Source organism: Corynebacterium aurimucosum ATCC 700975 (genome assembly GCF_000022905.1).
Classification (GTDB): domain Bacteria; phylum Actinomycetota; class Actinomycetes; order Mycobacteriales; family Mycobacteriaceae; genus Corynebacterium; species Corynebacterium aurimucosum_F.
In genome coordinates, this window is sequence record NC_012590.1 from 327,199 (window position 1) to 352,144 (window position 24,946).

The window sequence follows — 24,946 nt, forward strand, 5'->3', positions numbered from 1 at the left end:
TACTACTCTAGAGGCGTGCGATTAGGTGTATTAGACGTCGGAAGTAATACCGTCCACCTCGTTGCGGTCGACGCCGCAACCGGTGGGCGGCCTTCGCCGATGAGCGATTGGAAGACCCCGCTGCGTCTGGTGGAACAGCTAGACAAGGACGGCAACATCCACGAGAAGGGCATGAAGAAGCTCATCTCCGCCGTGGGTGAGGCCGCTGAGCTGGGCCAGAAGCTGGGCTGTGATGAATTCATCGCCTTTGCTACCTCTGCCGTGCGCTCGGCCACGAACTCGGCCAAGGTCCTCGATGAAGTTGAGAAGCAAACCGGCGTCCGCCTAGAGATTTTGTCGGGTGAGGAGGAAGCGCGCTTGACCTTCCTCGCCGCCCGCCGTTGGTATGGCTGGTCCGCTGGCCGCATCACCAACCTCGATATCGGTGGCGGTTCGCTGGAGCTGTCCACTGGTACCGACGAGCATCCGGAAATGGCTTTCTCCCTGGACTTGGGAGCTGGCCGCCTGACCCATAACTGGTTTGATACTGATCCTCCGCAGAAATCCAAGGTGAATTTGCTGAGGGATTACATTGATGCGGAACTGGTCGGCGTGGCCGATAAGATGCGTGCGCTGGGCCCCGCGGGTTTGGCCGTGGGCACCTCCAAAACGTTCCGCACGCTGGCCCGATTGACCGGTGCTGCGCCTTCCTCGGCAGGCCCTTACGTGAAGCGTACGCTCACGGCGCCGGGTTTGCGTCAGCTGATTTCCTTCATCTCCCGTATGACTGCAGCTGACAGGGCGGACCTTGAGGGTGTAAGTTCTACCCGATCGCATCAAATCGTCGCCGGTGCTTTAGTGGCGGAGGCGAGCATGCGTGCCCTGGGAATCGAAAAGTTGGAGATCTGCCCCTGGGCTCTCCGAGAAGGTGTCATTTTGCGCCGTACCGATAAGGGACTGGAATAGGAAAGAAACGTGGCTGACAAGAAACAGTTGACAGTTGCGGAGCTGCTGGCCCGTAACGCGAAGGACCGACCCGGCGAGGAGAAGAGCCCCCGCCGCCGTCGCCGGAGCCTCGATGAAGGCGGCATCTCAGTTGCGGAGCTGACCGGCAATCTCGAAAAGGTCAAGGCAACCCCGGCTGAGGCAAAGCACTCGAACGTCTCCATCGATGAGACGGCCCCGGTGATTCCTGCGCCGAAGAAGGAGTCCAAGGAAGAGACTCCGAAGAAGGAAGCCCCCAAGCAGGAGCCAGCGCCGAAGAAGGCTGAGAAGAACGCCGACGACAAGGCTCAGGCTGCCACCGTTCCTGCGGAGAAGCCCTCTGATGATGACACCCGCGTCATCCAAAAGGTCAAGGACAAGCCTGAGCAGAAGGCTGATGCAAAGGAAGCTGAAAAGCCTGAGGTAAAGACGGCCACCAAGCCTGAAGCAAAGTCCGCCGCACCGGTCGATGAGAAGCCACAGGACGCCGCCGTGGACACCTTCACTACGGGTGAGCTCGAAGCAGTCGACCACGACGTTGAAGAATATGACGACTATGACGACGAGGAAGAAGAGGGCAAGCTCAACCCCTTCGCCGTCGTCCTGCTCGCCCTCGTGGGCATCGTGCTCGGTGCCATCGTGTTCAAGGGCTTCGAGATCCTCTGGGATCGCTTCGACCGCCTCGTTGTCCTGGTGCTTGGTGTGGTTGTTACCGGCGTCATCGTCGGCATCGTCCACGCACTGCGTACCAGCCGCGATGGTCTCTCCATGTTCCTCGCAGCCGTGGCCGGCCTAGTGCTGACCTTCGGCCCGCTCCTTGTGGTGATGTAAGAACCAGTTCCGCAGGGCACCTTCTTACAAGGCATCTGTCAAAAGGTATCTTTGCCCCTGAAAACGCCATCTACCCCTTGCAAAGGGCGTTTTTAGGGCAGAAAACGCCTTTTAACAGATGTCTTTTGCATGCGCGGGGTCAGTGGGGCAGCAGCTTAGCTCGCAGGCAGCGCTGTTGCCTGGTGGCCGCATCCTGGCCTTTCTGGCACCCTGGATAGCATGACAAAAATTGCAGTACTTGGTGGAGGACAAATCGGCGAAGCTCTAGTTTCCGGGCTGGTGAATGCGGGCTATGACGCCGCGGATATCGTGGTGACCAACCGTCGTTCCGAGCGTGGCGAGGAGCTAAAGAGCGCTTACGGCGTGTCGGTCACGAGCGATAATGCCGCGGCTATCGACGGCGCGAATTACATTTTTGCGTGTGTGAAGCCCTATGCCATCGAGGAGCTCCTTGAAGGCCTCGACATCCCCACGACGGCCGTGGTTGTGTCCATGGCTGCCGGACTGACCCTCGAGACGTTGGAGAAGGCCGCCGGCGAAAGCGTGCCAGTCGTCCGCGTCATGCCTAACACCCCCATGTTGGTGGGCAAGGGTATGTGCACCTGCGCGGGTGGTTCCCACGTCACCGAGGAGCAGCAGGCTGGCGTGGTCAAGCTTCTGGAAGCCGTTGGCGAGGTTGCCGTCATCGAGGAAAAGCACATCGACGCAGCCACCGCACTGGCAGGCTCTGCTCCTGCCTACTACTTCCTTGTCACCGAAGCGCTGATCGACGCCGGCGTGCAGCTCGGCCTCACCCGTGACGTCGCCGAAAAGCTAGCCACCCGCACCGCCCAAGGCGCGGGCACCATGCTGGCTGAATCCGGAAAGGATCCCGTGGCTTTGCGCGCAGGCGTAACCTCCCCGGGGGGAACCACTGCTGCCGCCCTTCGTGAACTTGAGGAGTCTGGCCTGCGGGGCGCGTTCTTCCGTGCCGCCGAAGCATGTACCCAGCGTGCGCAGGAGCTTGCTTAAAAGTTCCCGCCGTTCTGGTAGCCCTGTGGCATATGTTGTCACACGGGCTTGATGGGGAACAGCGGTGCGAAAGAGGAAAAAATTAGCTCTTGGGTCGCATTAGTCACACGTTTCACGCTAAGCTGGCAGGAGCGCGTGCGTGATAGTCCTGTGGGAGGGGAAGCCTACAGCGCGTCACGTGCTGAAGGGTTAAATAAACTATGACGAATGAAGATAAGGGAACTTTCCTGACCATCGCCGAAGTTGCGGAGATCATGCGTGTCTCCAAGATGACGGTGTACAGGTTGGTTCATGCAGGTGACATGCCGGCCGTGCGTGTGGGACGCTCCTTCCGCGTCCACGAATCTGCCGTCAAGGAATACCTTGAGGCCTCCGTATACGGAGCCTAGGGTTCACCTCTTTCTGGCAGCGCCCACCACTGCGGACCACTCGCGGTCCGCGGCGGTGGGCGCTGCCCTTAGTTTTGGTGCTGGGCAGGCCGCTAGGTAAGATAGTGAACATTCGTTTCGGCACTGGTATGCCTGTGTCTCCCTGTTTCGCAGGGGCCGCCACGAGTGCACCGTGTGTGGTTTCATTTTAGGCGTTGCCGGCCGGTTTACGTACGTACTGATACCGAAAGTGAGGAAACCTACTATGGGTTCTGTCATCAAGAAGCGCCGCAAGCGCATGTCCAAGAAGAAGCACCGCAAGATGCTGCGCCGCACCCGCGTTCAGCGTCGCAAGCTGGGCAAGTAAAACTTCGCCTGCAACTCCCCGCATGGTCCTTTTTGGGATCGTGGCGGGGAGTTTCTGTTATTTTTCTCCTTCCCGTCGTTTTAGATGACCGCGCCGTCGTTTCAGACGACGAAGCCGCTTAGAACGGAATGTCTTCCTGAGGGGAGGCCGGGGTGCGGGGTTCCTCGGCAGCGGCCTGTGCTTCCTGAGCTTCCTGCTGGGCGCGCTCGCGGGTGGCTGAAATTTTCTGAGCCACCGTTTGTGCCCAACGCTTCGTCTTCTTCGCCAGCGGACCAGTCGGCTCCGTCATGGCCCAGGTCCCGTCTTCGTAGAGCCACACGATGTCCCCGGTGTGCGGGTCCATGATGTAGTGCGCGCGCCCATCAGTCTTCATATTGTGGTGGTGCTGGCACAAACTGGCCAAGTTGCGCGGGTGCGTGGCGCCGCCGTCGGCGTAGTTGACGCGGTGGTCCATCTGGCATAGGTAAGCCGGCCGGTTGCATCCCGGAGCGCGGCAGGTGCCATCCCGGCCTTCCACGTATTTACGGATGAGCTCCGAGGCGATGTAGCTGCGTGATTCCGGCGGCTGCGAGGAGAGGTCGCGCGTGCGTGTGGCGGGCATGTCCTGTGACGTCCATCCATAGCCTTGGACGAAGGTGGGGGCGTTGTCGATATCGCTGGCTTGATAGGTGTGCAGAATAACGGTCACCGGCGGGGAGATACTGCCGGCGATGAGCTTCTTTAAAGCATCGGCCTGCGAGAGCCCATTCTCCTTCGCTGCCTGTTTGATGTAGCCATCCAAAATCATGCCCGTGGCGCTATCCGTATTGAGCTCTAGGATGCCGCGCTGGCCGGTATCAGTGAAGGTATATGAGTCCTTCTTTGGGGATTCGCGGAAGGAAAAAGTCTTATCGATGCTCTTGCAAATATCGCGCAGCTTGCGTCCAATCTGCGCCGGGGTAGGAAAGACCTGGTTCGGGGAGGTGGGGGTGAAGAAGGTGATCAAGGCATCGTCGATAAGCGCGAGCGTTTCCGGCGGCAACGCGCCCAGCTTTGTCAGGGTGCGGTCGATGGTGATGAGAGCCTTCATGTCCAGTAGGAATTGGCTGTCCTGTAATGCCTTGACCTGCGGGAGCTCCGTAAGGCGGTGCACGGCCAGGCAGCATTCACTCACGGTATAGTCGCCGACGCCAAGCTTGGCGACGAGCCTCTGGCACGCGACATCAAAATCCTCATCAAGGTCTGGCATGGCAGCTACCCACGAGCGGTAGTCTGCGCGGCGGGCGGCACTGCGCTCCACGGCGAGGGCGCAATCAGGATTCATATGGGAAAAGTAGGCGGTTTGGGTTGCGGTGTTCACGGTGTCCCCCGGGTTTGACGTATCGGTTATATGTTCTAAACGCACTATAAAACATGCTCCGGACATCTATCCTGAACAGCCAATATGTCTGTATGTTAGTTCTCCCTATTGAGCGTATATTTGACCTCAAAGTCAGGATGGGGAATCCTATTCCTCCGCCCCACAGGAGCCCATCACGTACGTAGGATGGCGAACTATGTTGCCTAGACTCCTCACCCTTGACAGCCTGGTTATCTCACAGACCAAGTCTTTTATGCAGGATGAATTCCTGATCGCCGATGAACAAGGTGTGCCCGTCGGGACGATTCTGCAGTCGACGAGCCTGAAGGACATGTTCTTCAACTCTTCCCGCAGCCTCGAGGTTGCTTTTACCGATGAACAAGGTAATCCGCAGCAGCCGCTCATGGTGATTAAGGATCCGCCGAACTTTGTGAGGGATACCTATGAGGTGTATTTGCCGGGCGTCGAGAAGCCCATGGCGGTCGTGACCAAGAAATTCTCCCTCCTGAAGACGCGCCTGAGCTTGGAAATGGAGGGCTTCCCGGAGATTGAGATTGAAGGCGATGTGTGGGATTGGAATATCACGATTACCAGCCAGGGTCAGCCGTTGGCGGAGGTGCGCAACGAGTGGGGAGGAGTGGGCCGGTTCCTCGCTGGGAAGAATACGTACCGCCTCAGCATCGCGCCGGGGCTTGACCCGCAACAGCATGCCGGGCTGATTGGTGCGGTCATGTGCATGGACATGCTGCGCACCAAGGCGCAGAGCAGCGACTAGCGGCGCACGAAGCGCCAGCTGCCATAGGAGAAGAGCGCGGTGGCTAGCGCAGGGAGGCCGTAGGTGCGCACGGCCTTGCGCACGGAGCGGTAATCGCGGATGAGCCAGCCTTTTTCTTCTGCAATATCGCGCAGCTTGGAATCCGGATTGATGGCCACGGGGGTTCCCACCATAGAAAGCATCGGGACATCGTTGGCGCTGTCGGAGTAGGCGGTACAGCGCTCAAGATCGAGATTCTCCAAGGTGGCCAGCGCCGCCACGGCGTGCTTCTTACCCGGCCCGTGGAGGATATCGCCTACGAGGCGGCCGGTGAAGCGGCCATCTTTGACCTCCGCCACGGTGCCGAGAGCGCCGGTGAAACCGAAACGCTGCGCCAGAATCTGCGCCAGCTGCACGGGGGTGGCGGTGACCAGCCATACCTGCTGGCCGGCATCGAGGTGCATCTGCGCCAGCTGCTTCGTGCCCGGGTAGGCCTTGCGGGCCATGGATTGGTCCACGATGCTCTCGCACAACGCCACCATTTCCTCCACCGAGCGGCCCTTGACAAACTCGAGCGCTTGCACGCGCCCCGCGGCCACGTCGGCGGCATTCTCCGAACCGGAGACACGGAATTTCAGCTGCTTCCATGCGATGGGAAGGATCTCAGAAAGTTTGAAATAGCGGCGGCGTGCCAGCCCCAGGGCAAAGGACACAAGCGAAGAGCCCTGGACCAAGGTGTTATCCACGTCGAAGAAAGCCGCAGCGCCGACGTCTTGGGGGATGTCCGGGTCTGGCTCGGTGATGGAGCGCGCGCCGGCGGATTCGAAGGAACCCCGAACAGAATCCACGCCAGAAGAGAAAGCTTCCAGGTCGATGCCGAAGAGGTGCTCTACCGCCGCGGCTGCCGACGCCTCACCGGCCGCCCTCTGGTGCTCTTCACCCAGCGGTGCGAAGGCCTGCTGCTCCAGGAAATTGCGCAAGTTTCCCCTGCTTGCGGTCCAATTGGCAAGGAACTCGCGGGGAGAATCGGGCATACCAGGAGGGAGCGGGAGAGGCACGCGTTCAGCTTTCATAGGGTGGGAAGACTAACGTGTCCATAGTAAACCGCGAACCGTTCTACGTCCTATCGAGGAGTTCTTAATGTCTCACGTCGTCGAGCTGATGGTGCGTACCACGTGCGGCTCCTGCGCGCGCGTTCTGGAGCAGATTACCCCGGTGGTTCAACAGGCTGGGGCAGAGCTTAAAGTACGCAACGTTGATGAGGACGCGGAGCTGGCCATGGAATATGGTGATCGCGTCCCCGTTGTGGTGATTGATGGCGAGGAGTTCTCCTGCTGGGAAGTGGACAACGAGGAGCTAGCGCAGGCGCTGATGGAGTAGCTTTCCCTGGAGACTTCCGCGAGTTTCGGAAACGAGCTGAAAACTAGTAGTCTTTTGGATGATCTATGTCATCCAAAGGGATGATGCAAAACTGGAGGGTTGTGCATGAGTGTGCTCGTCGTGGGCATGTCGCATCAGTCGGCGCCGGTAGCGCTGCTGGAAAAGCTGAGCATGGACGAGACCGTGCAGAATGACACCTGCCGTGCCATGGTATCGGCAGGCTCGTTGAGCGAGGCGATGATTATCTCCACCTGTAACCGCCTTGAGGTCTATACCGTCACTAACTCTTTCCACTCCGGCGTCCAGGATGTCGTGCACAACCTCGCTGAAGTCTCCGGGGTGGAGGAGGAGAAGCTGCGCTCCTATCTCTATGTGCGCTATGCCGACGCCGCCGCCGAGCACCTCATGATGGTGACCTCCGGCCTCGACTCGATGGTGGTGGGTGAGCAGCAAATCATCGGCCAGGTGCGCACCGCCTACCAGTTTGCTTCGGAGCAAGGAACCGTCGGCCCGCGCATCCACGCGCTGGCACAGTCCGCGCTGCGTACTGGCAAGCGGGTGCATTCCGAAACTGAGATCGATGAGGCGGGCTCCTCCATGGTCTCCTTTGCTTTTGATCAGGCGCTAAGCCGCATGGGCAGGGAAGATCTCGCGGGCAAGCGCGTGCTCATCTTGGGCGCAGGTGCAATGGCCTCGCTGGCGGCAACGCACGCGGGGCGCCTGGGTGCGCACCTGATTATCGCGAACCGCACCATCGCCCGCGCGGAGCGCGTGGCGCAGCACGCTCATGAGGCGGGCGTGTACGCAGACGTTATTGACTTCTCGGAGCGTGCCCAAGCTCTGCGCGATGTGGACGTGGCGATTTCCGCCACGGGAGCCCAGGGCTTCACTATTACGGCTGCCGACGTCGAGCGCTATCACGTGGCCGACCGCGAACTCATGCTCGTGGATCTGTCCCTGCCGCGCGATATTGATGATGCCGTGGCAGAGGCCGAGGGAGTCGACCTGATCAATATCGAGCGTCTCAACAACTCTCTGCAGGCGGCCGATACCGATCTGGCAGCGGGTACCAGCCCACACGCGCAGGCGCGGCGCATCGTCAGTGAAGAACTCGAATCCTATGCTTCCGAGCAGCGCGTCCGCGACGTCGTCCCAGCCGTATCGGCACTGCGCAAGCGGGCGGCAAACCTGGTCCAGTGCGAGGTAGCGCGGATGGAACAGAAGCACCCCGAGCTGGACGAGCGCCAGATGGGAGATATCAATCGCGCACTCAAGCGCGTTGCGGATAAGCTGCTGCACGAGCCCACGGTTCGCGCGAAGCAGCTCGCGGCCAACTCCGGCACGGTTAGCCATGAGACCGCGTTGCAAGAGCTTTTTGGGCTCCAGCTGGAGGGCAGCGGCGTGGCGGTAGACATGGCGGAGCTGCCGGATGCCGCGCAGATGGAAGCCGCGGAAAATACTAAGGAAGAAAAGGACGCATAGATGTTGAAGATCGGTACCCGAGGATCCCTCCTGGCCACTACTCAGTCCGGCCACGTGCAGGAGTGGTTGCAGCAGAAAGGCTATGAGGCCGAGCTGCACATCGTTACCACGCAGGGTGACGTCAACATGGCTCCCGTGGAGCGCATCGGTGTGGGTGTGTTTACGCAGGCCCTGCGTGAGGCTGTCGACCGCGGCGAGTGTGAGATCGCAGTGCACTCCTTCAAGGACCTGCCCACGGCTGCCGACGAGCGTTTCGACCTCGTGGTGCCGCAGCGCCAGGACGTCCGTGAGGCGCTCATCGCCCGCGATGGTCTGACCCTCAAGGAGCTGCCGGAGGGCGCGCGCGTGGGCACCTCCGCGCCGCGCCGCATCAGCCAGCTGCGCGCTATGCGTCCGGACCTGGATATTCGTCCGCTGCGCGGCAATATCGATACCCGCATGGGTAAGGTCACCAGCGGCGAGCTCGACGCCGTCCTCCTGGCCTACGCTGGCCTCGTGCGCGCAGGCTATGCTGAGCGCGCCACCGAGGTCTTCGATCCGGAGGTCTTCATGCCCGCGCCTGCGCAGGGCGCGTTGGCTATCGAGGCAGTGAAGGGAACTGAGGCAGCGAAGGCCATTGCCTTGCTTGCCGACGGCCCCGCCACCGCCGCCACCCGCGCCGAGCGCACCGTGCTCTCCCAGCTGGAGGCTGGTTGCACTGCGCCGGTCGCCGCTACCTCTCACTGGGAAGGGGAGCAGCTGGTCGTTCGCGGCGGTGTCTTTGCCCTCGACGGTTCCCGTCAGCTCATCGCTCAGGCCCAGGGTGCGGCAAGCGAGGCAGAAGAATTGGGACGTGCGGTCTCCAAGGAGCTCTTCGCTCAGGGAGCTGCGGACGTGCTGGCAGCGGAATAACCGCACGTAATTTTTGCTTTGGGGCCTTTTCCTTTAGTGTGTATCTAGCACACGATCATTGAGAGCAATGATTTAGGCCCCCTTAACTCGCGAGTGAGGGGCTTTCTTGTCTCCACTCCCGCGCCTGCCACGCTTCGGCGCCGGGGCACTCGGAACCCACAAACTAGAAAAGAACCTTATGAGCAATGCCGTGCCGGATACCCAGCCTGAGCTGGGTAAGTCTGATCTGGGCAAAGTCGTTTTCGTCGGCGCTGGCCCAGGCAATCCCGACCTGCTGACCGTTCGTGCCCGCGAGGTTCTGGAGACGACCGCCAACGTTGTGACCGACGCCGCCGTTTCACAAGGCGTGCGTGACATGGTGGCGCAGCAGGTGCCGGTTCCGCAGGAGCTACTCGACGCCGCCGAGGAAGAGTACGAGCGCATCTGCGCTGCCGCGAAGGAGGCGGGTGCGCGCCGCAAGCCGCCGCGCCCAGCCCCGCCGACGGCGGCGGTGTTTGAGGAGGTCGAGGGGGACGTCGTCAAGCAACTGCGTGCAGCGCTCGAGCGCGCCGAGGGGCACGACGTGATCCGTCTGGTCACCGGAAATCCTCTCAACCGCGAGTCCATCAAGGCGGAGATTACCGCCGTGGCCAGCGCGGGCATGGAGTTCCAGGTGGTCCCGGGCATGTCCCTGCCCTCGACGGTTCCATCGTTTGCGGGCATCGCGCTGGGTGCCACGTACACCGAGGCTGATATTACGGAGGGCGCGGATTGGGACGCGCTGGCCTCGGCGACGCAGCCGCTGGTCCTGCAGGCCACGGCAGATGACCTGCCGGTGATCTCCGCCGAGCTGGTGGAGCGCGGAATGCCCGCGGAGACCGAAGCTTATGTCACCGTTCACGGCACCACACGCCTGCAGCGCACGCACGAGACCACGCTGGGAACGCTGGGCAAGCTTGACGCTGAGCTGCCGGGCGAGCTCGTGGTCACACTCGGCCGCAGCTTTGATGATCGTTCGAAGTACTCCTGGTGGGAGAACCGTTCGCTCTATGGCTGGCGCGTGCTGGTTCCGCGCACGAAGGAGCAGGCCGCGGCTATGAGCGCCCGTCTGGCTAGCCACGGCGCTATCCCGCAGTCGGTGCCCACCATCTCCGTGGAACCGCCACGCAATCCGGCGCAGATGGATCGCGCCATCAAGGGCATCGTCGAAGGCCGCTACAAATGGGTCGTGTTCACCTCCGTCAATGCGGTGAGTGCGGTGTGGAAGAAGATTGCGGAACTCGGCCTCGATGCCCGCGACTTCGCCGGCGTGCACCTAGCCGCGGTGGGGCAGAAGACTGCCGATGCGATTCGCGCCAAAGGCATGGTCCCGGAGCTTTTGCCGCCGGCGACGAAGCAGAACGCCGAGGGCCTCGTGGAGGTCTTCCCGAACTACGTTGAGGATATTGACGCGGTGGGGCGTGTGCTGCTGCCGCGTGCCGATATCGCCGGCGAGGCGCTGGTGACTGGCCTGCTGGATTTGGGCTGGGAAGTCGATGATGTCGTGGCCTACCGCACGGTGCGCGCGGCCCCGCCGGCGGCGGAGATCCGTGACATGATCAAGACCGGCGGTTTCGACGCCGTTGCCTTTACCTCGCCGTCGACGGTGCGCAACCTCGTCGGCATTGCGGGCAAGCCGCATGCCCGCACCATCATCGCCTGCATTGGCCCCTCCACCAAGGCGGCGGCTGAGGAGGTGGGCCTGCGCGTGGACGTGGTCCCGGAGGTCGCGGATGTGCCGATGCTTGTCGACGCCCTCGCTGAGCACGTTGCGGCCCTGCGTGCTGCCGGCAACCTGCCAGCTCCGCGCAAGAAGCGCCGCTCGCGCAAGAAGACGGCGTAGACCGCTTCCGGGCGGGCAGGTGAGGGGCGACTAGAGTCGGGAAGGTAGTTCAATTTTCTCGTAGCTCAAAGGAGAGTTTTTACTCATGAGCATTGCTCGCCGCCCCCGCCGCCTACGCCAGAACCCGGCTTTTCGGGATTTGGTTGCGGAAACGTCGCTGCGCCCCTCCGACCTCATCCTCCCGATGTTCGTGGTCGACGGTCTGAATGAACCCCGTGACATCCCCTCCATGCCGGGCGTGCAGCAGCACAGCCTGGATTCCCTCAAGCGTGCCGCGCACGAGGCCCTCGATGCGGGCGTGACCTGCGTTGACCTCTTCGGCGTGCCCCGTGAGGAGGATAAGGACGCGACCGGCTCCGTGGCCTGGGACCCGCAGGGCATCCTCAACGTGGCTATCGCGGAGCTGCGCCAAGAATTCGGCGATGACCTCATCGTCATGGCGGATACCTGCCTCGATGAGTTCACCTCCCACGGCCACTGCGGTGTGATCGATGACCAGGGCCGCGTGCTTAACGATGAAACCGTGGAGCTCTACCAGGATATGGCCCGCTCCCAGGCCCGCGCTGGTGCGCACATGGTCAGCCCCTCGGGCATGATGGACGGCCAGATTGCCGCCATCCGTGAGGCTCTCGATGAGGCCGGCCACGAGGATGTCGCCATCATGGCCTACTCGGCCAAGTACGCCTCGGCCTTCTTCGGCCCCTTCCGCGATGCCGTGGGCTCCTCCCTGGAGGGCGACCGCCGTACCTACCAGCAGGACCCGCGCAATTTCCGCGAGTCCATGCTGGAGGTGGATCTGGACATCGAGGAAGGCGCGGACATCGTCATGGTTAAGCCTGGCCTGCCGTACCTCGATGTGCTGGCCGGTGCTGTCGAGCGCTCCTCCGTTCCGGTAGCTGTCTACCAGGTCTCCGGCGAGTACGCGATGATTCAGGCCGCTTCCCAGAACGGGTGGATCGATGGCGAGGCCGTTATGCTGGAGTCCTTGACCGCGTTCAAGCGCGCGGGCGCGGATCAGATCCTGACCTACTTCGCCACGGACGCCGCCCGCTTGCTCAAGTAAAAGGAGAATCGTGACGTTCAGCCCGAACACAGCCTCGTCGGCTAAGCAACCGGCGGGGCAGGACAAGGAGCCGGAAAAGGAGCAGCCCAAGCGCACCGAAGCTGTCTCCCTCATGCTCAAGGTGTGGACCGTTGCCCTGGTATTCGAGGTGGTGCACCTAGTCCTGAGCATCGTGCTGACCCTGTTGAATAGGGAGGAGCTCTTCGCCCAGGCCCGCACCACCGCGGAGTCCGCAGCGGAGAAGTCCGGGCAGGACGTTAGCGATGCCCTCGTACAGCTCGTGGGCTATGGCTCGGTGGCGTTCAGCTCGCTGATTTCACTCGCCATCGTGGTGCTGCTGGGCATCATGCTGGGCTTTATCCACAAGAACTCCAAGGCAGCCGGTACTGGCCGGCGCCTGTGGTTCGCCTTCTCTCTCTACTTTGCCCTCCGCGTACTCATCGTCTTCATCAGCAGCCCCGCCGGGGCGAGCGCGCCGGATTGGCTCTTCCTGCTCGACGGTGCCGTGCAGATCCTCGTCGGCGTGGCGGCTGTGATGGGCTTGATGTTCTCGACCAAGGAGGAAGTACTCGAGTACACCGGCGAGATGGAGCAGCTGCGCCAGATGCGCAAGGAGATGGAGGAGCAGCGCCGCCAGGAAAACCTGGAGGAGCGCGAGAAGAAGAACAAGGACAATAAAGAAAAGGACAGGGAGAAAGAAGACAGCAAGGGCGGCAAGCGATGAGCGAGCGCCCCGGTCCCGCGGACTATAACCGCCGCCCACGCCGCCACAAGAAGCAGGGGGAGCAGGATTTTTCCACCTGGCCTTCCCAGCTGCGCATTGCCTATTGGGTCTGCGTGATTGCCGCAGTTGTCATGCTCACCGCCGGGATGGTGGGGCTCTTTGGTTCCTATACATCGGTGACAAATACTCAGCTCAGCCCGGAACAAGTGGACTATATCCGCTTCAACACACGTTTCGCGGCCATCTCCAACGTGGTGGGTGCCGTCGTCATTGCGGCGTGCTCCGCGCAGTTGGCAAGCGGCTCGATATGGGCCCGCCGCATCATCACCGCGGTGTCTGCCTACATCATGTTCGTCAGCATTGCGGCGCTGATCGCGGGCGTGGGCGGGCTGCTCTTGTTGCTCATCCCGATGGCGCTCATGGTTGCCATCTACTTCCTCTTTCACCCGGATTCGACGGCTTTCATCAAGGCCCGCCGCGCCCAAAACTCCTGATTGGCGCCTACTCCAACTTTTGATTCATAATGGACGGTATGTCTCGACTGTCTGATGCGCCGCTGATTGCTGCCGCTACTGGCCACACGCCCTCCCGCCCGCCCGTCTGGTTCATGCGCCAGGCGGGGCGCTCTTTGCCGGAGTACCGCAAGGTGCGCGAGGGAATCAGCATGCTGGATTCCTGTTTCATGCCGGAGCTCCTCGCGGAGATTACCCTGCAGCCGGTGCGCCGCCACGATGTTGATGGCGCCATCCTGTTCAGCGATATCGTTGTCCCGCTCAAGGCCGCGGGCGTCGGTGTGGAGATCGTCCCCGGTCGCGGCCCCGTCATGGATGCACCCGTCCGCACTAAGGAGGACGTGGCCAACCTGCCTATCCTCGACGTCGATGTGCCCGAGGTACGCCAGGGCATTGAGATCATTCTGAACGAGCTCACCGACAAGCAGGCCCTCATCGGTTTCGTCGGTGCGCCCTTCACTCTGGCCAGCTACCTCATTGAGGGTGGCCCCTCGAAGAACCACGAGCGCACCAAGGCCCTGATGCATTCAGATCCGGATACCTGGCACCGCCTCATGGAGCGTCTTACCCCGACGATCATCTCCTTCCTGGAGCTCCAGCTGGATGCCGGCATCGACGCGATGCAGCTCTTCGATTCCTGGGCGGGCTACCTCAACGAGCGCGATTACCGCGAGTTCGTGCTGCCTTATTCGGAGCAGATCCTCAAGGTCGCGGAGGGCCGCGTGCCGCGCATTCACTTCGGCGTGGGGACCGGCGAGCTGCTCGGCGCGATGTCGGAGGCCGGTTCTGAGGTCATGGGCGTGGATTACCGCGTGAGCATGGATGCCGCCGCAGCCCGCGTCAACGCGGACATCCTGCAAGGCAACCTCGACCCGGCTCTGCTGTTCGCCGGCGAGGACGCGGTGCGCAAGGAAGTACGCGCCATCAAGGCAGAAGTAGATGCCGCCCGCGCGGCAGGCAACCTGCGTGGACACATCTGGAACCTCGGCCACGGCGTGCTGCCGACCACGGAGGCGGAGGCCGTTACCCGTGCCGTCGCCATCATCCACGAGGAGGGCTAAATGAAGATCGCGATCATCGGTGCGGGCCTCGCGGGCCTCACCGCGGCATGGGAAATCAAGCAGAACACTGAGGGCTCCCACGACATCTTCGTCTTCGAAGCAGCCGACCGCATCGGCGGCAAGCTGCACACCGTGGCCTTCAACGGCGGTCCGACGGACATGGGCGCGGAGGCCTTCATCCGCCGCCGCCAGGACGCTGTGGACTTCTTCACGGAGCTCGGCCTGCAGGATTCCTTCGTGGAGCCCAATCCGGAGTTGCGCCCGCGCGTGTACACCGGCGGCGAGCTGCACTTCCTGCCGCAGGGCGGGGTCATGGGTATTCCTTCCGAGCCGCAGGACTTCTTCTCCGAGGCGACCAACGAGCGCATCACCAACGAGCAGCCCTTCGAGTGGGAAATCGGTGGGGATGTGTCCGTGGGCCAGCTTGTGCGCCAGCAGTACGGCGATGACGTGGTGGACCACGTGGTCTCCGCGCTGCTCGGTGGTGTCTACTCCTGCTCGGCCGATGATCTGGGCCTGCGCGCCACGGTTCCGCACCTGGCAGCCACGCTGGACTCCCTGGCGAAGGACGGCCCCGTCACACTGTCGGCGGCAATCAAGCAGATCGAGTCCGGCCGCAGCCCGGCCGAGGGCTCCGTCTTCGGCACCTTTAAGGGCGGCTATGCCGAGCTTTATGAGGCCCTCGCTGAGAAGTCCGGTGCGCAGATCCACCTGGACACCTTCGTTTCCGGCGTGACGCGCAAGGGTGATGCCTTCGAGGTCAAGGGCGCGCCGGGGGATATCGGTCCCTTCGACCGCGTGCTCTTTGCCACCCCGGCACCCACGACTGCGCGCCTGCTCAAGGCCGTGGCCCCCGAGGCCGCCCAGGAGCTGTCCACTGTCCAGTTGGCCTCCTCTGTGGTCGTTGGCTTCAACTTCGCCTCTGCCACGGATCCGGAGGGCAACTCCCTTCCGGAGGCCACCGGCATTCTCGTCGCCTCGGATGAGCCCGGCGTGCACGCCAAGGCCTTCACACTCTCCTCTAATAAGTGGCCGCACCTGAACGAGCGCGAGGGCTTCCTCGTGCGCGCCTCCTTCGGCCGCTTCGGCGATGATGCCCTCGTGCGCGCGGAGGAGGACGACCTGGTGGACTATGCCCTCGATGACCTGCAGAAGATCACAGGCTTCGACGGCCGCGCCGCCGGCGTGGAGGAGATCTACACGCAGCGCTGGTTCGGCGGCATCCCCCGCTATGACGAAAAGCACCTGGCCACCGTTGCCGCGGTCCGCGCCAAGCTTGCCGACGTCCCCGGTATCGCCACCGCCGGCGCCTGGGCCGATGGAGTCGGCGTGCCCGCCGTCATCGCGGGCGCCCGTGCTGCCGCGCAGGCACTCGTCAGCTAGCTCGCTGTCGGCGCCTGCCTTTTGGCACCTCACACAAAGGGCGCGCCGCAAAAGGCATCTGATAAAAGGCATCTTTGGGTCTAAAAACGCCATTTGCCAAGCATAAAAGGCGTTTTGGCCGTGAAAACGCCTTATGACTGATGCCTTTTGTCAGATGCCTTTTAGACAGAGGTGATACGGGAAGTTGACGCTAGCTAGTAGTGGTATCTGCACCCAGCAATCTCGATGGTCACGCCCTTAATGCGATAGATCAGTCGGTGCTCTTCCGTAATTCGCCGAGACCAGAACCCGGCTAACTCGAACTTGAGTGGTTCGGGTTTTCCTATCCCTTCATTGCCGTTTCGTGCAATGTCTTTAATGAGGCTATTGATTCTCTTGAGGATCTTCTTGTTGTGAGCTTGCCACCAGAGGTAGTCCTCCCACGCTTCCTCTGTCCACGAAAGAATCATGAAGCTTAGTCTTCCTCAATGAGTTCGTGCTCCGTTGCTTCCCCGGTGTTGAGACTCTCGATGGAGTCAAGCAGGCGCTGCGCATTGCGAGGGGAACGCAGAAGGTAAGCGGTTTCGCGAAGAGAGTTGTAGTCATCTAAGGAAACGATGACTGCAGACTCATGACCACTGCGAGTGATGATGACTTCTTCACGGTCATCAACGACTGACTGTAGGACCTCGGCGTATCTTGCTCGCGATTCCGAGTAGGACATGGTTTTCATAAGCTACTCCCTTCTTGTACAAGAAACTGTACAACGAAAAGGGGATGAGCGCTAGAGAGGTTTCAGTTTATGGGGCCACGTGAACGGTGCGCGTCAGATTGAGCTGCTCGCATACGTGCTCGTCGTGGCTGACTAGGATGAATGCCCCGCGGTAGCTCGTGAGCACCTCAACCAGCCAGTCGGTGGTGGGGATATCGAGGTTGTTCGTCGGTTCGTCGAGAAGCAGAAAGCGCGGTGCCGGGTCGCTGAGCAGGACGCGGGCGATTTCGACGCGGAAGCACTCGCCACCAGAAAGCTGGCCCACGGGCTGGTGGATCTTGTCGTTGATGAAGAGTATTTGCGCCAGCTGGTCGCGCAGGAATTGCGGGTCCGCGCTGGGGTTGGCCTCCCGCACGATGTCGAACACCGACTTCTCCGCGGGCAAGACGATGCGTTGGCGGATGTATCCGCAGGGCAGCGCGTACTCGACGTCGCCCTGAGCAACGCGGTTGAGGAAGGTGGTCTTGCCGCTGCCGTTGGGGCCGGCGAGGCGAACACGCTCGGGGCCAGTAATACTGAGCAGATCGCTGACCAACACGCGGGTGCCCGCGGGCAGCTCAGTGCCGGGGAGATCGATGTGGACATGGGTGTCGTCGCGAAGCGCGCGCTGTGCCTTGTCGTGCGCCGACTGGGCTGCAGCCACTGCATCGTTGGCCTGTTGAGAACGCCCAGCGGCCGAGCGCTCGGAACGGTTCTTGTCTAAGCCCATGGCCATGCCGGGTTTGCGCTTCGAGGCGGCGAAGTTCTTGCCGCGACGGGCATCGCGGGCAATGCGGGTCTGCATGGCGGCGCGCTCGCGGATCTGTTTGCGGTGTTCGGCCTTGGTTTCCCTGACCTTGGCCTGCACGGAATCCTGCTCAGCATCAATCGCTGCGCGGTAGGAGGAGTAGTTTCCCTCGAATTCGCGCAGTGTTCCGTGGTAGAGTTCCGCAATGCTATCCGCGTGCTCGAGGAGCTCGCGGTCGTGCGAGACGACGAGAACCGGCATCGGCGCGGTGCGAATGAGCTCGAGGAGGCGCTGGCGCGATTCTGAGTCCAGGTTGTTGGTGGGCTCGTCGAGTATGAGGAAATCCGGCTTGCGAAAGAATGCGGCGGTCAGCGCCACTGTCACGGCTTCACCACCCGACACTGTGCCGATAGTGCGATCCAGCGGGAAGGGGATACCCGCAGCGTCGAGAGCCCCCTCGATGCGCTCTGCCAAATCCCACTGCTCACCAACAGTGGCGGCGAGCTCTTCCGAGTATTCGCCAGCCTCAATGCGGGCAATGGCGCTGAGGACATCTGTTGCGCCAAAGACATCGGCGATGGTGTCAGACGTGTGGAGGCCTAAATCCTGGTCGACATAGAGGACTGAGCCCGCGGATACCGTTCCCGAACTCGGGGCAATAAGGCCTGCAAGGACCTTGGCTAGCGTTGATTTTCCGGAGCCATTCGCCCCCACCAAGCCCATGAAGTGGGAAGAAAACGTGCCGGTGAGTTCCGTGAAACACGGGGTGCCGTCGGGCCAGACGACGGTGAGATGAGAAAAAGAAATAGGCATGAAGAAATCCACCTTCGAGTAAGTCGCGTAAAAGAGTGACGTCGAATTAGGAATGAATCTTCATGCCTGAAAGACTAGCCCCGGCTAATACCCCAGCGCAAGGGCCGCCACGCCAAGGCCGAGAGCGCCGCGGGCAATGTAGTGCAGCACCTCGGGGGAGAAGGAGACGCCGAAGCCGCCGCTGTCCAGCATGGACATGCTGTCTACCTGTGCCGGGCGGGAACGCTTAAACGACGCCCAGCTAAGACCGGCGATGATGAGCGCCACTGCGATGGCGGAGAGCTTCCACACCAAGAGGAGGACACCGGCACCAAGGAGCGCCGTGCCCACAGAAGCGATAAGGGGAAGGCCCCAGTCGGGCCATGCATCGTCGCTGACGCGGCCGAAGGAGGCGGCGCGCCCAACCGCCGCGCCGACGAGACTCCACGCGGACATGAATCCGACGATAGCCAGCGCCCCGAGCTGTGGGGCGAACCCCAATGATAAACCGAGGGCCGCGAGCGCACCGACGCCGATGTACCACCGTCGTCCCAGACGACGGAAGAAGAGACCCGTCAACGTGGAGGGCGCATGGGCGCGACGAGGAATCCAGGCGGACTGGCTCGCAATGGCATCAGAGGTGACCTCCGAATCGAGAAGGCCTAGGCCAGATCCACCGACCAGGCGCGTGCGCCCAGCGCTGAGAAGCGAAGCCAGCGTGAACGAGCGCCACCCCACGACGAAACGCAGGGCTGGGACTGCCAGCGCGAACCACGGGGATAGCCCGGTGGACACGCAGATGCCGAGGCCCAAGACCCCGAAGCCGATCAGCTGCGCCCATGTGATCCAGTCCGTGCCGCGGAGCCAGCCGCGCGGGCGATCAACGTACACCCAGCGCTCCCGGGATAGCGCGCGCAGGGGATAGAGAACCTCGGTGAGCACCATAAGCGCGAGCACTCCCACGATGCCGGCAATAGGAGCGATACCAGTCAGCGTGATGCGCGCCGGGATGATAGGCAGGACTGCGCCGACTTCTTGCCAGACTGTGTAACCGAAGCCGATGAAAATGCCGGCGAGGATGAGATACCAGATGCCATCACCTAGCCGGGACAGTGTACGCATCACAGCTGCACCACCTCGTCGCAGGCCTGGGTGATGGTGTCGGAATGCGAGGCCACGACGATGCAGCGATTCTCCTCGTCGGCTAGGTAGCGCAATTCGCTGGCGAGAAACTCGGTCCAGGCGGTGTCGAGGTGGCGCTCGGGCTCGTCGATAAGCACTGCACGTGCCGGCTGGTATAGTTGCGCGGCCAGAAAAACGCGTTGGCGCTGGCCCGAGGACAGGCGCGAGGCGGGGTGCGGAAGGAGAGGCTCAAGCGTCCAGAGTTCGCAGAGCTTGGCGACGTCCACCCCTGCCGCCTTCCCCATCAAGTCCAGGTGCTCGCCAACGGTGAGGTCGGGGAGGAAAACCGGCTCGGCAACCGTAATCACAGCACCCGGCTGTTCCTTCGTGCCGATAGGATGTCCGTCCCACTCCACTGCTCCATCGAGAGGGGCAAGCTCCCCGCCGAGCGTTGCGAGCAACGTGGACTTACCTGAACCATTGGGCCCAGCGAGGCCATAAATGTGGCCTGGGGCGAAGTCCTTCTCAAGATGTCCAAGGGGCGTGGAATGCCCATAATCGGCGTCGATGGAAAGCATTGCTGGGCAGCGATCTCCTTACACTGTGCGGCTAGAAAATAGTTAAAACTTATTGATTGAGTGTAGCAAAATGCACGCCCTGAACGTTCTTCTAGAGGCGGGAAACACCCTTGGGATTGGTGCTATGAGCTGCTAAAATGAGAGCAACTAAAGCTGGTAATTCGGGGAGGGCGTAGTTGGCAAGGGCAGCAAGTCAACAGAAGAGCGTTGAGGAAAGCGTGACTTTTGCGAAGGGGGTTTCTCTGTTGGCTGGCCACGAAATGACTGCGGAGCAGGAAGCGCTTGTCCGTGCCGTCGTTTCAGGTGAGATGACGGTCGAGGAAGCAATTGCTATCGCTAAGGCGCAAGTTAAATAGGGATTGCTTCAATTATCGTGCCGCCAGAAATGCTATTTCGTCGCGTTAGGAGTCGTGTGTTGAATTCGAATCAAGTACAAAATGAAGACCCTGAGCGGGATCCGCTAGCGCTGAGTGATGCTGCACTACGTTTGGCAGGCCACGATGTTACTGATGAGCATGTGCGCCAGCTGGGTCGCGAGGTGGCCGCAGGGGCACTATCCGCCGGCGAAGCTATCGCTCGTGTTCGGCCTGCTTCGCTGAAGTAGAGCGAGAGTTCGTCGGAAAGCGCAGCACCTAGGTGCGGGGCTAGCCCTTGTTGCGGAAGACGAAGATGGAGGAGAAGTCCTGGTCGCCGTGGCCCATGGCCTGCTGCTCCTCAAAGCGTTCGATGGCGGCGGCCACCGCAGGCAGCGGCTTGTTGGCGGTCATCTCCATGAGCTTGGCGTCCTTGCACAGGGCATCCACGGTGAAGTCACCCGGAGTGGTGTTGCGCTCGCCGGTGATGAACGGCCCCTTCATGTTCTTCATGAAGGCCAGGCCGGTGATGTCGAGCATCTCGAGGATGACCTCGGAATCGAGGCCCTCAGACTCACCGAGGTGCAGTGCCTCCAGCACTCCCTCCGCAGTAACGGCGAGGGCTAGGTTGGCCAGGAGTTTGCCAATCGCCGCGGTGGCGGCGGATTCTACGCCGATGAGCTTGTTCTCGTCGGCCCAGAGCTCGGCAATGGTCATGGCGAGCTCGCGGCGGTCGTCGTCAGGCGTGCCCACATAGACGCCGAGCTTGCCTTCGCGCGCCGGGCCAAGCGAGCCAACGACGGGCGCGTGGACATAAGAGTCGACCGCTGCGGCGAATTCGCGGGCGGCCTCGGGGGAAACGGTCGTGGTATCGATCCAGGTCACACCCTCGGGGATGAGGTTGGTATCAATGACTTGCTCACGGATGTCATCGGGCCCAAAGAGCGAGGTGATGATGACCTCTGCGCCCTCCACGGCGGCGGTGGGGGAATCGGCGAGGGCAGCGCCGGCGTCGACCAGCGGCTGCGCGCGCTCGGCGGTGCGGTTCCACACGGTGAGCTCATGGTTCTTGAGGAGGTGTCGGGCGAGCTCGGTGCCCATACGGCCAGTACCAAGGAATGCAATCTTCATGCCGCCCAGTGTGCCATCATTGTGGGCAGGCTCGCCGCGATTCATGCGAGCCCCGGACGAGGGAGGCTGAGAAATGGCGTGGTTCGTGTTGATTTTCTCCGGTGCCTTTGAGGCTGTGTGGGCAGCAGCGCTGGATAAGTCGGAGGGCTTTAGCCGCCTGTGGCCCTCGGTGATCTTTTTCGTTGCCTGCGCCATTTCGATGGGCGGGCTGGGCTGGGCCATGAAGTCCATCCCCGTGGGCACCGCATATGCGGTGTGGGCCGGCGTGGGCGCGGTGGTTACCGTCATCTATTCCTTCGCCGCCGGACATGAGGCGGCCACGGTATGGAAGGTGCTATTCCTCGCCATGATCATTGGTGGGATCGTGGGCCTGAAGGTGGTGCACTAGGAGGCTCCGTCGGAAACGACGAAGGAGAATCGTTGTATCGGTGAGTGGATGCCTATGTACTTGCATAGTAGACTTCTGGATATCAAGCCGTAAGGCAAATAGGCTCTGGCCCCAGCGATGCTGGGGCCATCTTTTATTTGGCCTTAGCTAGCTCGATAGAGAATCATAAGCCCATTGTGACACGCCTCGGACATGAGGACGAGCTTGATTGGGAAAGATAGCTGTACAGCGTGGTTCTGCCAATACCTAACTTGTGGGCTACTTCTGTTTTAGGAACTCTTTCCCCGACCAACTGAAGTGCCTGGACCAGCTGCACATCGCTTCACACTTTCGACCTCACAAACCCCCACCTGCCGCTATACTGACCCTATCTAGACTGAATATGTACCACCTTTAGGAGAAAAATGAAGATCAAGAACCTTGGCATAGCTACTTTTGCCGCTATTTCTTCCCTTTCTATAGCTGCCAATTCAACGGCCATTGCCGACGAATTTCATGGTTATTGGGTAAAGGGGAGAATCCTCGATACCTATAATAGGCTTGGGGGCTACAAGACTTTTGGAAACGCTAACACTGAAGAAAGAGATGCTGCTAGAGGCGGAAAATTTCAGAACTTTCAGAACAATGCGTCAATCTACTGGCATCCTTCGGTATCGAATGGGACGGCTCGCCAAGTCGGAGGGCGGATTCGAGACAAATGGGAAGACTACGACTGGGAGCATGGTCATTTAAAATATCCAACTACAGATGAGCTCCCGACTCGTACCGCTGGTGGTCGCTTCAATCATTTTGAGGGCGGTTCCATCTATTGGAGCCCCGCAACCGGCGCTCACACCATACAAGGTATGATTCGCGACCGTTGGGCAGCCCAAGACTGGGAAGTGGGGTCACTGGGATTTCCCACCACGGATGAGAGAGCCACTCCTAACGGGGTCGGCAACTTCAATCATTTTGAGGGCGGTTCCATCTATTGGAGCCCCGCAACCGGCGCTCACACCGTCCAAGGAAGAATCCGTGATTATTGGGCGAAGGTGGGGTGGGAAAAAAGCCGCTTTGGTTTCCCTGTAAGCGAAGAATACAAAGTTAGTGGCGGTGCGATACAACAAAACTTCCAGGGAGAAGATTTGCAATGGGTTCCTTCGAATTCATCTCAGCTTGCTCCATATAATCCTCGATACGGGAGCTACGATCAGCAATATTTACTATTTGACCAGAATGAGCGTTGGACACCGCAATCCATAAACAGAGAAGTCGTCACGCATTTCAACCAGTACTTCACATTCACTGGATGTCCTGATGAAATCAACGTTGGAGCAGAGTGTGTCTTAGATACAGTCGGAGGCATATACGCGCCGATTAGAATTGAAGCAATATCTGCTGATGGGTTCAGCATTCGTTCTTTGGAAGGGCATCCCGAGGGGGCTGACCGTCTTATCAACTTCAAGTTCACTACTTATTACTACAACGGGGCAACAAACATCCGTCTTCGAGTTCAAGCCTCCGGTCCGGCATCTCGTGCGTCTAACCTTGGCCCATTTAACTCAGAAACCATTGCCCGATATTCGTGGTCAACGTTCTCGAAAAACTTACAGAATCGGATCAATAACGCCTCGACAACCTATATCACTAGCGACAAATCTACACCTCCTGCTCAGGCTTTCCGAGCTATTTCGCCGCAGGACGCAACTCCTCCCCCAAATGACCCCGGCGTAGAGACAGACGTCATTGATCCAGCGAACGTAGACACCTCCAAGATTACGAATAAGGTTCCTTTATATCCCATTGGCACGGACAATGCTGAGTTAGAGAAGAGTCTCGGAACAGCGGATATCCCAGCTATTTCTGCTCCGGAAGAAACCACGACCCTAGAAACAGAAATACCGGCTGATAACAGGGAAGGCTCAAAGAGTCCTGGGACCACGGAATCCGAAAATATAGATTCAAAACCTTATAAAACAACCACCGCAACACCGAACAACATTGGCCAGGGCCTGCTCTCCCCTTAAGTTGACTTGGCGAAAAAATAGGGTTGCTAGGTTGAAAATAGCTCCAAATTCCGGATATTGAAAGGAAAAATATTGTTGTATATGGTGCCCGGACTGCTAGCTGGAGTTGTCTTCTACTTTATTCTCACAGCGCTAAATTGGGGCGTTGAGACAATATCGTCAAAAAGATACCGGTTACGAGCGTATGGTCGACTCCTCTTCCAGTGCCTTGCCGCTATCGCTTACACCATTTTTTTGGTCACTGCTGGCGGCGGGGGCGATTCGGCAACTCAGATGCAGGTCAGCGGTTTCATACTGGCTGGATGCATCTTAAGCCTCATCACATCAATTACAGATAGACCTCACACCCGGGAAAAAGCCCAAACAAATGAGCATGAAGACGAATGAGAGTCCTGACGTTCGATCCAAGCCATAGTCCTCTGATGCATACTTATCTCTCCTGTTTGAAGTAGGTATACAGCGTGGTTCTACCGATGCCGAACCTGCGGGCCACTTCCGCTTTAGGAACGCCTGCCCCGACCCATTCCTGCGCCTGGGCAAGCTGTTCATCAGTAAGGGCTTTCGCCCGGCCTTTGTATACGCCGCGTTCTTTTGCTCGCGCAATGCCTTCCGCCTGGCGCTCGCGGATAATGGAACGCTCGAACTCGGCGACAGAACCAAGCAGACCAAGCATGAGTTTGGCGATGGGTGTGGAGGTCAAGGAGTAGGTTTGACCCTCTTTGAGAAACTTCACGGACACCTCACGTGCGGTGAGGTCATCAACTAGGCGGTGGAGGTCGATAAGGGAGCGTGCCAGCCTGTCCATGCTTGTGATGGTGAGTTGGTCACCAGGGCGCAGGTAGTTGAGTGCCCCGTCGAGGCCGGGGCGGTGCGTGGAGGAGTCACTAGCAGTGTCGGTGAAGCAGCGAAAGACTTTTTCTTTTTCAATGCCGCTATTTGTCGCTCTAGGTTTTGGTCTTTGGAGCTAACCCGTGCATATCCGATTTACTGCCCGGCTTTCGCCTCTGGCTGTTCGGGGATGTCTAGGGGTAGTGGCGGTTCTGTTCCGTTAGTCATGCACTAGCCCTACCGAACAGGCGGGACAATGAAGGGGTGCAATTCTCAAAGT

At 60.4% G+C, this 24,946-nt stretch carries 28 protein-coding genes; 19 read left to right on the top strand and 9 right to left on the bottom strand.

Annotation, left to right across the window (positions count from 1 at the left end; all coding sequences use genetic code 11):
- Window positions 1-15 precede the first annotated feature (15 nt).
- The 5 genes from CAURI_RS01615 to CAURI_RS13520 all read left to right on the top strand — a co-directional run bounded on the left by CAURI_RS01615 (window position 16) and on the right by CAURI_RS13520 (window position 3,540).
- Window positions 16-945: a Ppx/GppA family phosphatase gene (locus CAURI_RS01615; RefSeq protein ID WP_012714802.1), complete on the top strand. Its 930-nt coding sequence runs from the start codon at window positions 16-18 to the stop codon at window positions 943-945.
- Window positions 946-954: 9 nt separating this feature from the next.
- Entirely contained in the window at window positions 955-1,794 is an 840-nt protein-coding gene (locus tag CAURI_RS01620) for a hypothetical protein (protein ID WP_010189820.1), read from the top strand.
- A 219-nt stretch (window positions 1,795-2,013) separates the two neighbouring features.
- On the top strand, window positions 2,014-2,805 hold the full coding sequence (gene proC / locus CAURI_RS01625; protein WP_010189819.1) for a pyrroline-5-carboxylate reductase: 792 nt from the start codon (window positions 2,014-2,016) through the stop codon (window positions 2,803-2,805).
- A 200-nt stretch (window positions 2,806-3,005) separates the two neighbouring features.
- Window positions 3,006-3,194 (top strand): helix-turn-helix domain-containing protein, encoded by a 189-nt coding sequence (locus CAURI_RS01630; RefSeq protein WP_010189818.1) that lies wholly within the window; start codon window positions 3,006-3,008, stop codon window positions 3,192-3,194.
- Window positions 3,195-3,438: 244 nt separating this feature from the next.
- Window positions 3,439-3,540, top strand: a complete 102-nt coding sequence (locus CAURI_RS13520; RefSeq protein WP_003855542.1) for a 30S ribosomal protein bS22 — start codon at window positions 3,439-3,441, stop codon at window positions 3,538-3,540.
- A gap of 118 nt (window positions 3,541-3,658) precedes the next feature.
- Here CAURI_RS13520 and CAURI_RS01635 read toward each other — a convergent pair whose 3' ends face one another.
- Complete coding sequence (locus CAURI_RS01635) at window positions 3,659-4,843, bottom strand: HNH endonuclease signature motif containing protein (RefSeq protein WP_049754620.1); 1,185 nt, start codon at window positions 4,841-4,843, stop codon at window positions 3,659-3,661.
- Between the two features lie 232 nt (window positions 4,844-5,075).
- Here CAURI_RS01635 and CAURI_RS01640 point away from each other — a divergent pair, with 232 nt between their 5' ends.
- Entirely contained in the window at window positions 5,076-5,654 is a 579-nt protein-coding gene (locus CAURI_RS01640; protein ID WP_010189814.1) for an LURP-one-related/scramblase family protein, read from the top strand.
- Here CAURI_RS01640 and CAURI_RS01645 read toward each other — a convergent pair.
- Complete coding sequence (locus CAURI_RS01645) at window positions 5,651-6,667, bottom strand: HAD-IB family hydrolase (protein WP_035117287.1); 1,017 nt, start codon at window positions 6,665-6,667, stop codon at window positions 5,651-5,653. The genes CAURI_RS01640 and CAURI_RS01645 overlap by 4 nt on opposite strands.
- 106 nt (window positions 6,668-6,773) lie before the next feature.
- On the opposite strand from CAURI_RS01645, the gene CAURI_RS01650 reads away from it, so the two are divergent.
- From CAURI_RS01650 to CAURI_RS01690, 9 genes are all read left to right on the top strand, one after another.
- The gene (locus CAURI_RS01650; protein ID WP_010189812.1) at window positions 6,774-7,013 is read left to right on the top strand and encodes a glutaredoxin family protein; all 240 of its coding nucleotides are present in this window, start codon (window positions 6,774-6,776) and stop codon (window positions 7,011-7,013) included.
- Window positions 7,014-7,118: 105 nt separating this feature from the next.
- The gene (locus tag CAURI_RS01655; RefSeq protein ID WP_010189811.1) at window positions 7,119-8,495 is read left to right on the top strand and encodes a glutamyl-tRNA reductase; all 1,377 of its coding nucleotides are present in this window, start codon (window positions 7,119-7,121) and stop codon (window positions 8,493-8,495) included.
- Complete coding sequence (gene hemC / locus CAURI_RS01660) at window positions 8,496-9,386, top strand: hydroxymethylbilane synthase (protein WP_010189810.1); 891 nt, start codon at window positions 8,496-8,498, stop codon at window positions 9,384-9,386.
- Between the two features lie 178 nt (window positions 9,387-9,564).
- A complete protein-coding gene (locus tag CAURI_RS01665; protein WP_010189809.1) occupies window positions 9,565-11,247 on the top strand; it encodes a bifunctional uroporphyrinogen-III C-methyltransferase/uroporphyrinogen-III synthase in 1,683 nt (560 codons plus the stop codon).
- Between the two features lie 85 nt (window positions 11,248-11,332).
- Window positions 11,333-12,310 carry a porphobilinogen synthase gene (hemB, locus tag CAURI_RS01670; protein WP_010189806.1) on the top strand — a complete coding sequence of 326 codons (978 nt, stop codon included), beginning with the start codon at window positions 11,333-11,335 and terminating at the stop codon, window positions 12,308-12,310.
- Window positions 12,311-12,320: 10 nt separating this feature from the next.
- Window positions 12,321-13,034 carry a choline transporter-like family protein gene (locus tag CAURI_RS01675; protein ID WP_010189804.1) on the top strand — a complete coding sequence of 238 codons (714 nt, stop codon included), beginning with the start codon at window positions 12,321-12,323 and terminating at the stop codon, window positions 13,032-13,034.
- The gene (locus tag CAURI_RS01680) at window positions 13,031-13,528 is read left to right on the top strand and encodes a hypothetical protein (RefSeq protein WP_010189802.1); all 498 of its coding nucleotides are present in this window, start codon (window positions 13,031-13,033) and stop codon (window positions 13,526-13,528) included. Before CAURI_RS01675 ends, CAURI_RS01680 begins: the two co-directional genes overlap by 4 nt.
- A 38-nt stretch (window positions 13,529-13,566) precedes the next feature.
- Complete coding sequence (gene hemE / locus CAURI_RS01685) at window positions 13,567-14,607, top strand: uroporphyrinogen decarboxylase (protein WP_010189800.1); 1,041 nt, start codon at window positions 13,567-13,569, stop codon at window positions 14,605-14,607.
- A complete protein-coding gene (locus CAURI_RS01690) occupies window positions 14,608-15,990 on the top strand; it encodes a protoporphyrinogen oxidase (RefSeq protein WP_010189798.1) in 1,383 nt (460 codons plus the stop codon).
- A 194-nt stretch (window positions 15,991-16,184) separates the two neighbouring features.
- Here the strand turns inward: CAURI_RS01690 and CAURI_RS01695 are convergent, their stop codons facing one another.
- The 5 genes from CAURI_RS01695 to CAURI_RS01715 form a co-directional block, all read right to left on the bottom strand.
- Window positions 16,185-16,439 carry a Txe/YoeB family addiction module toxin gene (locus CAURI_RS01695; RefSeq protein ID WP_010189797.1) on the bottom strand — a complete coding sequence of 85 codons (255 nt, stop codon included), beginning with the start codon at window positions 16,437-16,439 and terminating at the stop codon, window positions 16,185-16,187.
- A gap of 5 nt (window positions 16,440-16,444) precedes the next feature.
- Window positions 16,445-16,702: a type II toxin-antitoxin system Phd/YefM family antitoxin gene (locus tag CAURI_RS01700; protein WP_010189796.1), complete on the bottom strand. Its 258-nt coding sequence runs from the start codon at window positions 16,700-16,702 to the stop codon at window positions 16,445-16,447.
- Between the two features lie 67 nt (window positions 16,703-16,769).
- Entirely contained in the window at window positions 16,770-18,281 is a 1,512-nt protein-coding gene (locus CAURI_RS01705) for an ABC-F family ATP-binding cassette domain-containing protein (RefSeq protein WP_010189795.1), read from the bottom strand.
- A gap of 84 nt (window positions 18,282-18,365) precedes the next feature.
- Complete coding sequence (locus tag CAURI_RS01710; RefSeq protein WP_010189794.1) at window positions 18,366-19,382, bottom strand: hypothetical protein; 1,017 nt, start codon at window positions 19,380-19,382, stop codon at window positions 18,366-18,368.
- On the bottom strand, window positions 19,382-19,960 hold the full coding sequence (locus CAURI_RS01715) for an ABC transporter ATP-binding protein (protein ID WP_010189792.1): 579 nt from the start codon (window positions 19,958-19,960) through the stop codon (window positions 19,382-19,384). The genes CAURI_RS01710 and CAURI_RS01715 overlap by 1 nt, the downstream gene beginning before the upstream one ends.
- A 218-nt stretch (window positions 19,961-20,178) precedes the next feature.
- Here CAURI_RS01715 and CAURI_RS13745 point away from each other — a divergent pair, with 218 nt between their 5' ends.
- Window positions 20,179-20,316 carry a hypothetical protein gene (locus tag CAURI_RS13745; RefSeq protein ID WP_010189784.1) on the top strand — a complete coding sequence of 46 codons (138 nt, stop codon included), beginning with the start codon at window positions 20,179-20,181 and terminating at the stop codon, window positions 20,314-20,316.
- A gap of 56 nt (window positions 20,317-20,372) precedes the next feature.
- Window positions 20,373-20,564 (top strand): hypothetical protein, encoded by a 192-nt coding sequence (locus CAURI_RS13750; RefSeq protein WP_012714808.1) that lies wholly within the window; start codon window positions 20,373-20,375, stop codon window positions 20,562-20,564.
- A gap of 40 nt (window positions 20,565-20,604) precedes the next feature.
- Here the strand turns inward: CAURI_RS13750 and CAURI_RS01725 are convergent, their stop codons facing one another.
- Window positions 20,605-21,444 carry an NAD(P)-dependent oxidoreductase gene (locus CAURI_RS01725; protein WP_029158964.1) on the bottom strand — a complete coding sequence of 280 codons (840 nt, stop codon included), beginning with the start codon at window positions 21,442-21,444 and terminating at the stop codon, window positions 20,605-20,607.
- 73 nt (window positions 21,445-21,517) lie between these two features.
- On the opposite strand from CAURI_RS01725, the gene CAURI_RS01730 reads away from it, so the two are divergent.
- Both CAURI_RS01730 and CAURI_RS13525 read left to right on the top strand, forming a co-directional pair.
- Window positions 21,518-21,832, top strand: a complete 315-nt coding sequence (locus CAURI_RS01730) for a DMT family transporter (protein ID WP_010189781.1) — start codon at window positions 21,518-21,520, stop codon at window positions 21,830-21,832.
- 404 nt (window positions 21,833-22,236) lie between these two features.
- Window positions 22,237-23,838, top strand: coding sequence for an LGFP repeat-containing protein (locus tag CAURI_RS13525; protein ID WP_010189779.1), 1,602 nt, complete (start codon window positions 22,237-22,239; stop codon window positions 23,836-23,838).
- 430 nt (window positions 23,839-24,268) lie between these two features.
- Here CAURI_RS13525 and CAURI_RS01745 read toward each other — a convergent pair whose 3' ends face one another.
- Entirely contained in the window at window positions 24,269-24,766 is a 498-nt protein-coding gene (locus CAURI_RS01745) for a recombinase family protein (protein WP_029158961.1), read from the bottom strand.
- Window positions 24,767-24,946 lie beyond the last annotated feature (180 nt).